At 55.0% G+C, this 9,813-nt stretch carries 8 protein-coding genes and 1 pseudogene; 1 reads left to right on the top strand and 8 read right to left on the bottom strand.

Translation table 11 applies throughout. The features are described from left to right. From AB1E33_RS29080 to AB1E33_RS29045, 8 genes and pseudogenes are all read right to left on the bottom strand, one after another. A pseudogene (locus AB1E33_RS29080) lies at positions 1 to 103 on the bottom strand (IS5/IS1182 family transposase); the annotation flags it as partial. 71 nt (positions 104 to 174) lie between these two features. Further along, a complete protein-coding gene (locus AB1E33_RS29075; RefSeq protein ID WP_372580714.1) occupies positions 175 to 2,013 on the bottom strand; it encodes an adenylate/guanylate cyclase domain-containing protein in 1,839 nt (612 codons plus the stop codon). A 662-nt stretch (positions 2,014 to 2,675) separates the two neighbouring features. Next, positions 2,676 to 3,485, bottom strand: coding sequence for an NAD-dependent epimerase/dehydratase family protein (locus tag AB1E33_RS29070; protein ID WP_372580713.1), 810 nt, complete (start codon positions 3,483 to 3,485; stop codon positions 2,676 to 2,678). Continuing rightward, the gene (locus tag AB1E33_RS29065) at positions 3,473 to 4,231 is read right to left on the bottom strand and encodes a hypothetical protein (RefSeq protein ID WP_372580712.1); all 759 of its coding nucleotides are present in this window, start codon (positions 4,229 to 4,231) and stop codon (positions 3,473 to 3,475) included. Before AB1E33_RS29065 ends, AB1E33_RS29070 begins: the two co-directional genes overlap by 13 nt. A 195-nt stretch (positions 4,232 to 4,426) precedes the next feature. Further along, positions 4,427 to 5,422: a substrate-binding domain-containing protein gene (locus AB1E33_RS29060; RefSeq protein ID WP_372580711.1), complete on the bottom strand. Its 996-nt coding sequence runs from the start codon at positions 5,420 to 5,422 to the stop codon at positions 4,427 to 4,429. A 55-nt stretch (positions 5,423 to 5,477) separates the two neighbouring features. After that, positions 5,478 to 6,464: an ABC transporter permease gene (locus tag AB1E33_RS29055; protein WP_372580716.1), complete on the bottom strand. Its 987-nt coding sequence runs from the start codon at positions 6,462 to 6,464 to the stop codon at positions 5,478 to 5,480. A 2-nt stretch (positions 6,465 to 6,466) separates the two neighbouring features. After that, positions 6,467 to 8,032, bottom strand: a complete 1,566-nt coding sequence (locus tag AB1E33_RS29050; RefSeq protein ID WP_372580710.1) for a sugar ABC transporter ATP-binding protein — start codon at positions 8,030 to 8,032, stop codon at positions 6,467 to 6,469. Positions 8,033 to 8,146: 114 nt separating this feature from the next. Beyond that, a complete protein-coding gene (locus tag AB1E33_RS29045) occupies positions 8,147 to 8,818 on the bottom strand; it encodes a GntR family transcriptional regulator (protein ID WP_372580709.1) in 672 nt (223 codons plus the stop codon). 86 nt (positions 8,819 to 8,904) lie between these two features. Between AB1E33_RS29045 and AB1E33_RS29040 the strand changes: the two genes are divergently transcribed. Continuing rightward, positions 8,905 to 9,795 (top strand): SMP-30/gluconolactonase/LRE family protein, encoded by an 891-nt coding sequence (locus AB1E33_RS29040; protein ID WP_372580708.1) that lies wholly within the window; start codon positions 8,905 to 8,907, stop codon positions 9,793 to 9,795. The last annotated feature ends 18 nt before the right edge of the window (positions 9,796 to 9,813 follow it).

The raw sequence follows: 9,813 nt of genomic DNA, 5'->3' as shown, positions 1-9,813 counted from the left end.
TTGAAGCGTCAAACCAGATCGACAGCGAACCTCGTCGCTTTAGGGCTGCGTTGTAGTCTGACCAATTCTTGGTTTTGTAAGTCGTCGGTGTCCAGCTGCTCATGGCTGTCAGCTACCACACTGGATTCATAACATGAATCCCAAGTCGGAATTGTGCAGCAATGCAGTATCAAGTCATCCTTTTGATATGGTCGACACCTGATCGAAGCCCCCTTCGTCGGGCGGTCCAGATGACATCCTATACACGGTCACCCTTTTTGAGCGACCCTTTACATGAAAATCACCAATGTGGATTAGCTGGAATAACGCACTAATGCGTCGCGCGGTCGCGTCGCTGATAAGGATACTGGTTTGCTCCCTTGTGGGAAGTTCGCCGGCCAAAGTCTCAATCCGCGCACAAGTGTTAACGGTGTCCCCAATCACTGTGTAGTTTGTACGATTCAACGCCCCAATATTACCGACAATAAGCGGCCCGGTATGAATTGCTATCTTCACGCCATAGCTGACCCCAGCCTCGGCTAAAGATTGCTTGATGGCCATGGCGGTACGGCAGGCCCGCTCTGCGTGGTCTTCTTGTTTGTCAGGGGCTCCCCAGAAAGCCATGGCAGCATCGCCAATGTACTTATCAAGAGTGCCACCCTCTGCTTCAATATTGCGGTTCAGGATTTCGAAATGACCGTTCAACATCTCGGCCGTGGCTTGTGGTGTCATCGCCTCCGACGTAGCCGTGAAACCAACGATGTCAGCAAACATGACCGTCAATTCGACTTCGCGAGGCTCGACAACATTGGGGTCTCCCGTTTTCAACAATTGCCGCACAAGAGAGCGGGGCAGATAGGTCTCAAACCAGCGGAGCCCATCAAGCATCTTGTTGAATGCGACAGCTTGAAGATTTAGTTCCGCAACGCGAGAAGGTGGAAGATAGTCGATCTGATCCAAATTCAACTCGCTGACTTTCATAGCTTCTTCGGTCGATCTTTGGATCGGTGCGGAAAGCTTCCTGGCTAGCAGTAGCGCCAAAATCACGGAAGCCACCAGAAGTCCCATGCTGACCAGAGCGGCGTCGCTCAACCGGCTCCATTGATTACTCCAGTCGCTCAACGGCGAATATTGACCGATCACCCAAGGTTCAGAACCAAAATCCTCGATGGTACTGGTCAGAACCAGATGCTCGCCGTTCGCGACTTCCACAACAAATCCATCAAACGAGCCGTCGCTGCCCTGAAACTCAGGAACTTGTGTCAGCATTTGCGAGATTATCGGATCGTCGAGCGCATCAATCGAATGCAACGGTAGGTCTGAATTCAACCCTTTTGGCGACAAGTTAAGCAACTTTGGGTGGGCGAGCACGCGGTTGTTCCCAAAGAGTATAAAACCGGTAGCACCGTATTTGCCACCCAATTCACTGATAATACCTGAAAAATGCTGCACGGTTGAGGACACTAGTACAGCACCTAGGAAAACACCGTCTTTGTATGTTGGAGCTACCGCCGAAATATGCGTTCTGCCTTGATCAAAGAACGGGTCGTTCCAGAATAAACCGTCATAACCTTTTACATCCTCAAGGTACTGGAGCGCTCCGATGTCGGGTTGTTCAACAACGGAGGAAAACGTTGGCCCATTGGGGCCGGTTATCTGCGTAGCAATGAAAAGGCTACCGTCAGGGTAAACCACCGCGAGGTCGGTCATGTAGGGTGCTGAGGCCACAACGCCTCTAAAGTATGCTTTCAGGAATTCGGTGTCGGACAGGTCGACCTCGCCCGAGCTTGCGTCTTCTCGAAGGGACGTCACTAATTCCTCGATCGGCGTCGTCAACCCAAAGACATTGTCTTCAATAGACTCAACCACCATCGAGGCAGAAGCATTCAACAACTCTGTTGTATTTTGAAAATTGGCGTGTGTTGACACAATCAGCACCGCGCCGGTCGAGAGCGATACCAGCCCACCGATGACCAGCATAAGAAGCACTGAAATTCTGATTCTTACATTAGACTGCGGGTCTGTTTTTGGCATCAACTATCCCTCTGCACAAAGGCGTCGGCTTTGACCAAGGGGACTGTAGAGGAACCCCTATGTTCAGCAGCGTCGCAAGGCACCGCAATGGAATGTGGTTCACTGCTTTGCCCTCAAGACATGCCATTCTATCGTCAATCAGTTCTCGTACACATCGTTCAAAAAAGAAACTGCATCTTGAGCACTTTGCATAGCTTCAATCATGACTGTGAGCAGCCCTATCCGGCGGATCCAATTCGATTGTTAGTGCATTTTAGGCCCTGTTCCCATTTGAGCATCCAGATTTGAACGGGCCCACCGTTATGTTTAGGAAATGGAGGACCAGAGGATGGCAAGCAAGCGCCCGAAGCCGGAGGAGATTGTCTCGAAGTTACGGCAGGTTGAAGTTCTGATGGGGCAAGGTCTGCCGCGTCTGGACGCGATCAGACAAATTGGTGCGAGGCAATGCTACTCGACAAAGGGTGGTGCGGCCCGCACGCGTAGCCGAGGTCACGGCCCTGTCGAATAGGGTTGCCCGAGGGGGAAGGCAGTGCCTGAACCCTTGAGGTCAAGGCGTTAGGCTTGCCCAAAGCACGCGAAAATCCGACTTTTCCCGCTCTTGCCTCAAAGTTAGGTCTCGGGAGCTGAATACCTGGCGAAAAGAACAATGCCTGGACTGTCCTCTACCAATCCGAAAAACGTGTCGCGAAATAACTGGGGAGCCGGACTGTAAACAGCCGCTTCAGCGCTGATCTTAAGGCAATGCTCGCTGTTGTTTTCGCGGGGCACCCGTCCTTTGGAGAATAGCCAATCAGTTGCCGCGTTTCGGTTATATCCCAACGCATTCCCGGGTTGTCTGACATCAGGTTCAGTGCTGCATAGGACACATTCTTCGCGTCAATTGCTGCGCGCATCCCGTTTAGGTAGTCACGATCGCTCAACCACATTTCCTGGCCCCACTTGCCCATTGCCATATGCGGGCCTGGTTGGTTGTCATGGGTCCATTGCGTCCAGCCGATGCGCAGGCAGATGACAGAAAGCCCATGATGTTCGGCGAAATAGGCACCTGTCCGCTCGCAGAACAGCTTTGACATGCCATAGGCATTCACCGGGCCAGGAGGCGTCGCGCTATTGAGCGCGTCATGCGTGAATCTCTTGTCGCCATGGATCCAGTTGGAGCTGGCAAGAACCACGCGGCTGACGCCCATAGCCACAGCATGGTGATAGAGTGTAAGCGTTGCATCCATGTTGTGCTTGATCGCGGAAGGCCAGGTGGCTGAGGGCTCCCTATCGCCGGCAAGATGCACGATCACGTCCACCCCCTTTAGCAGACCGACCCAACTGCTGTCGTCGGACAGGTCCGCGGTATGAATGTCGGGATGATCGACGGGCCGGATGTCGATACCAGAAACGGAGTAGCCAGGATCACTTTCAAGCGTGTCGAACAGTTTGCGGCCAAGATGCCCGCCGGCGCCTGTGATCAAGACATGCATGACAGGAATTCCTTGTTGTTTGTGAGGCCCGTGCGAATCTGCGATGCGTCGTCGTCTGACAGGACGAGGAACTTTTGCCGAAAACTCAGCGTTTCATTCGGCGCGAGGTCACGCGCGGGTGAGTGCCATTCTGCTTCGCAGTAAGCGTAATCGCCCGAATTGAAGACCTCAAACGGATAGTGATGCGCAAATTGGTCGTCCCGCTGAGGCTCCGACACTGAGCACATCAGCAAGGGGCCGTCCGTGCCGCACCGGACCAGCGTACGACCGTTAGGGTTGCGCAGCCCGATCTTGAATTCCTGCTGTTTTCTGCAATCCGCAACAACGCTTGACCCATGCGTGGTCGCCATCCCTTCGGCAGAGCCAAAAACGTTGAAAAACGCCGGATTTTCCATTTCGACGCCGATTTTGGCAGGGGTGTTGAGCATCATTACCGACCAAATGCCGGTCAGGCGCGCGGAGAGGCCGCGATTGGCAACGACGTGTTCAATGTCCCAGCTCTTTGCGGAAGTCAGCGTGATGCGACGTGACACTGACAGGTGGGAGATCGGACAAACGGTGCTGGTCATGTCGACATGAGTGCTGCTTCTTGACGTGACTTGGTAGGAATCGCTGTCCAACACAGGAAACGGGGCGCCGTTTACCCACGATGCATCCGGGGCGATCCAAGTCTTTTCACCACCCCAGAGCGGAAAGCCAAACTGTGGAGAGCGCGTGGGCAGATCAGTAAGCCGCGTGTCATCCACGTCCAACCCGTCAAGATGGGGGTTTCGAAAGAGGAGGGAGCGCCCTTGGAAATTCACATCCCGCAAGCGGCCTCCGATGCCGGGTAAGAGGGTCAGCCGCAGATCGTCCTGCTGCAGGTGAAGAACGCTCCATCTGTCCGACATGTAACCCCCCCGTCGGTGCCCCGGCGCGACAGTCCGCGCCGGGATAATAGCTCAGGTGTGCTTGAACTGGGCGACGTTCTCGGTGGTGATCGGCATCACCCCGGTTTCGACGCGTTCCGGCAAAGGATTGATGCCAGCCGCTTTCCAATCGGGCAATACCTTCAGCGCATCGGTATTCTGCCAATGCATCATGTGGAAGGCGAGGAAGATCTCCAGATAGGACTTTTGGGCTACAGCGCCGTGAATTGTACCGTCTTCGATGTAGGGCAGCATGTCATCATTGCGGTCCATCGCGACGATCTTGATGTCCTTGCGTCCCGCCTCATTGACCGCAATCGCAGCTCCCTTGCCGCTGTCGCCGTCTGTTCCACCAATGCCAACAATATCCGGGTTCGCTTGAATGGCCTGAAGATAGGCTGTCGGCGCATAGGACGGGTCGGCCTTGTCGTTGACCACATCGACCACTTCGATATCCGGGTATTTCTCGGTAAAGACTTGTTTGTACCCTTCGACCCGCTCCAATGTGGATGGTGCCGGGAATGTGCCGAGGATGACTTTGCCCTTACCGCCAATCGCTTGTGCCAGCATCTCGCCACCGACGCGTCCTGCCTGAACCCCGTTGATACCAAGGAAAGTGGATCGAGGGCTGTCGGGAATATCACCGATACAGCACGTGACTGGAATGCCCGCTTCGACAGCGCGTTCCACGCCGGGTGCCAAGGTGGCCGGATCACCGGGGAAGATGAGGATGCCCGCAGGGCGTCTTGCGATCAGTTCATCCAGTTGGCGCGCTTGTGCTGCAGTGTCGAAATCCAGAGGACCAGTGAAGGTCGCCTTGATGCCCATCAACTCCTCAAGATCTTTCATCGCATTGCGATAATCTACCCAGAATGGCACTTGCGTGACTATGGACAGGAAAACGTATTCCTTGCCGGTTGCCTGCGCCATGGCTTCTTTAGAAAGCATGGGCAGTCCGAAAGCTGCGGCCAAACCTGCTGTGGTGCCCGCTGTCAGCAGCTTGCGCCGGTTTACTTTCAATTCAGTCATAGTAGTCTCCCTGTTTTGGATCTTTGGATTTATTGAGTTTTAGATAGCTTTGGGCTTAGTCCCGTTTGCTTCGAATAAGCATGTCCAAGGCGACTGCCGAGACGAGTACGCCGCCGATGACGATCATCTGCCAGTAGATCGATACGGCCTGCATCGTCATGGTATTGTTGATAAGCGCGACGAAAACGACGCCGAGGAAAGCTCCAAGGATGGTGCCTTCGCCGCCGCGTAAGGATGCACCGCCGATGACGGCTGCCGCAAGAACCTGAAGTTCGATACCGTTGCCTGCCGTGGGCGTGCCGCTCATCAGGCGCGATGCCAGCAGAACACCAGCCAGAGCGGCCAGTATGCCGGTGAGTGCAAAAAGAATGATGCGCACGCGTGTGACGTGGATACCTGACAGCATTGCGGCCTTTTCGTTGGCGCCGATGAAATAGACCTGGCGGAAGAAGCGCGTGTGGCGGACGGCCAAGTCAAACAGGATGACCAGCAGGATGGTGAACAGGACGATCACCGGAAAACCGCCTATGTCAGCCTTGCCGATCCAGGCAAAAGACGTCGGCAGGCTTGAAACTGAAAACCCTTCGGTCAGGACGAGGGCGATGCCGCGTGCGATCGACATCGTGCCGAGGGTTGCGATAAGCGGATTGATCCCGAGGCCGGTCACCAGCACACCGTTCACTACCCCCACAATCCCGCCCAGAATTAGCCCGCAGATCACGGCGAGCGGGATTGCCATGCCGGTCAGAAGCAGCATGGCTACGACAGTGGAAGACAGGGCCATTACCGATCCGACCGAAAGATCGAACCCGCCGGATGCGAGCAGGATTGCCATGCCGATCACGATGATTGCAGTGGGTGCCATGCCCACGGCCACGGCTCGAAAGTTCGAGAAGCTGAGGAAGTAGGGGTTGATGTTGGACATCACGATGATGATGGCGGCAATCAGAACGATCAGCGTCAGTTCACGAATATCGACAAAGGCTTGCAGGACACGGCGCAGCAGGGGCCGCCTTATGGGCAAGTTTGCTTGAGCGGTCATGGTCACGTCGCGACTCCTGATTGATTGGGTTGGGGTGCGTCCACCAATGGAACGGAATTTCCGGCGGCCATTTGAAGAAGCGTGGTTTCGGTTGCCTCAGCGGCTGCGATATCTCCCATGAGGTGACCGTCGTGGACGACAAGGATGCGCGTTGAGAGCGAGACAAGTTCGGGGAAATCGGATGACACGACGAGAATGGCCATGCCTTCGGCGGCACGACGCAAAAGTTCCGTATGGATCTGGAATTTGGCCCCGACATCGACACCTTTTGTGGGCTCTTCGATGATCAGAAGTGCTGGGGCGCGTTTTAGCCACTTGGCCAACATGATCTTTTGCTGATTGCCTCCCGACAGATCACCGACAAGCTCGGCAATACCGCTGGTTTTGACACTGAAGGAGTCAATGGCCGCTTGGCTGGCCGCTTTGATCGTGCCTGAACGCATGAACCCTGCAGAAGCATGGTCGGAAAGACTGGCTGCGATCAGATTGTCACTTAGCGATTGTTCCAGAAAGAGGCCTTCAGTCTTGCGTTCTTCGGGAACAAACCCGACCCCGGCACGCATCGCCTGCCGCAAGGACGCAAAGTTGACAGGCTTGCCATGAAGTCTGATCTCGCCAGTTGCGCCGTGCATCAACCCGGCGATGGACCGAACAATCTCGCTGCGGTGGGCGCCCATCAGCCCGGCCATGCCAACGATCTCTCCGGCTTTTATGGAAAACGAAATGTCTTCGAACTCATCCGGATGTGCTAAATTCTGGACGCGCAAAACCTCGTCGCCGTTGACCTGACCCGAACGGGTGACATCACCGGGGTGAGCACCGCCAATCATCTCGGCAACGACCTGTTCCTGAGTGGTGTTCGAAACCGACAAGGTACTGATGTGCCGCCCGTCTCGCAGAACGGTTATACGGTCCGAGATCCGGAAAATCTCGGGCATGTGATGACTAACATAGACGATGCCAATCCCCTTTTGTGCAAGAGCCCGCAAGATCTCGAACAACGCGTCCACTTCGTCGGGTGCCAATGCCGATGTCGGCTCATCTAGCAGCAGGACACGCGAATTCAGTGACAACGCTTTGGCGATTTCAACGATCTGGCGGGAACTGATCGGTAGGCTGTCAACCGGCATCGAAACATCAATGTCCAGACCGAACTCCGCCAACAGGGCCTCCGCCTGGCGACGCAATTCAGGCCAATCGACGACTCCAAGCCGGGTAGGTGCTCGGCCTGCGTAGATGTTTTCCGCCACGGAGAGGGCACCGGCGAGGCTGAGCTCCTGAAAGACACAACCAATGCCCAGGGATTGCGCATGCGACGGGCTTTCGATCCGTTGCTCCTTGCCGTCACACAAGATTCGCCCTGCCGAAGGTTGGTGAAGCCCATAAAGCAGACCGAGGCAGGTGGATTTCCCAGCACCGTTTTCGCCGCAAAGCGCATGTACTTCGCCGGGTCTCAACTCGAAGTCGACACCGTCCAAAACAATGTTCGTTCCGAAGCTTTTGCCAACGGTATCCAGTTGAATCAGTGGCTGTGACCTCGGTGCGCCATGTTTCATTGCTGGTGTCATGCAAAGTTCCTCCCGCTTTTTGATTGGCATCTGATATCTCAGATGTCAATAAAAAAGAGAAAGGGGCGGTGCCGACATGGCCCGCCCCCTTTTATAGCTCAGCTGCTCTTTTCGTCAGGGCGCAACGGCTCCTTCGAGAACGATTGCAGCGCTCTTGTAGGCCTGCCGCGTACGATCAATATGTGCCGTAAGAAGGGATTTAATCTTGGCCATGTCCCCTTCGTGAACGGCAATAGCAATCTTTGCATGTTCGTCAAAAGAGAGATCGGTATGCTGAGGCAGTTTCGCCAGATGTGTCCGCAATGCTGCAATCTTACCGATGTATCGGGTATAGCTAGCCGTCAAATAATCGTTCCCGGCATGTTCGAAGATCAACTGATGAAACGTGGTATCTAGTGAAAGGTAGCCTTTCTCGTTGCCGCGCCTCCGTTCTCGCTCCATTTCCGTCACGACGCGTTGCATTTCATTCGCTAGTCCTTCAGGGTCACGCGACAATGCCAGTTCGAAGGCGGCTGTTTCAATCGCTTGTCTGAAGTCGCAGATTTGGGTGACTTCCGGTTCAGACAAGGAAAACACGCGTGCGCCTTTTTGCGGTTCGATACTGACCAACCCTTCGTCACGCAATTGAGCGAGCGCCTCGCGGACCGGTGACTTAGACACGCCCAGCTCTTCGGAGATTTTTCGCTCCGACAAAACCTGACCCATCTTCAGGGAGCCATCGATAATGCTGTTCCGCAAATGCTCCAGTGCGAGTTCACGCAATGATTTGGGTCTCTCAAGGGCCATCTGGGGATATCTCCAAAAAAGGTGTTGCTAGATGCAAGATATCTGATACACCAGATTAGGCAAGCTGGTATATCAGATATCAGAATGTGGTAACGGAGGTCAAAAAATTGCGCGCGGAGTTGGTGGTTGACTGCAAGAACCAGCACGGGGAAGGGATTTTCTGGAATCCCGCCGATGGTCTTGTCTGGTGGACCGACATTGAGGGATGTGCACTTTGGTCATTTGATCCGGTAACCTCGAAAAGCACATCTCATAATATGTCGGAGCGCGTGTGTTGCTTTGCTCCGCGGGCCTCCGGAGGGCTGATCGTTGCTTATGCAGATCGTGTCGTTTTGCTCGATCCGCCCATGAGCGAAGAATCCCTCGTGACCCGTTTCGAACCGGAAAACCCGGAGACGCGGTTGAATGACGGGCGGCCCGATCGTCAGGGGCGGTTGATTGTCGGGGGGATGAACGAAGTTTCGGGTAAGGCCGATTCGTCCGTCATTTGCATCGACACGGATCTGAGCGTGCGCACGATCATTGAAGGGGTGTTCTGCGCCAATTCAACTTGTTTCACGCCGGACGGTACCACGATGTTCTTCGCTGACACCCCCGATCGAGAAATCGTGGCATTTGACTACGACACCGACCGCGGGTCCGTGTCAAACCGTCGGCGACATGTTTCTTTCAAAGATGAGCCGGGCTTGCCCGATGGGTCCTGCGTGGATGCTGAAGGCGGCGTGTGGAATGCCGAATGGGAAGGCCGCCGCGTTATTCGCGCCGCACCCGACGGCACGATCGATCACGTGATCGAGGTGCCGGTCTGGAAGCCTACCTGTTGTGCTTTCGGCGGCCCTGACCTCGACACACTTTTTATCACGACCTCGCGGCTTATGAGTGACGAGGTAGCTTTAGGAAAAGAACCGGAATCCGGCGGCCTCTTTGCCGTGAAACCCGGCATTCGCGGCGTGATCGACACGCCGTTCAACGGATAACCAACGCACTTATGGAGG

The sequence above is a fragment of the Ruegeria hyattellae genome (assembly GCF_041537925.1).
GTDB lineage: Bacteria > Pseudomonadota > Alphaproteobacteria > Rhodobacterales > Rhodobacteraceae > Ruegeria_C.
This window is presented reverse-complemented; position numbering and strand designations above follow the sequence as displayed.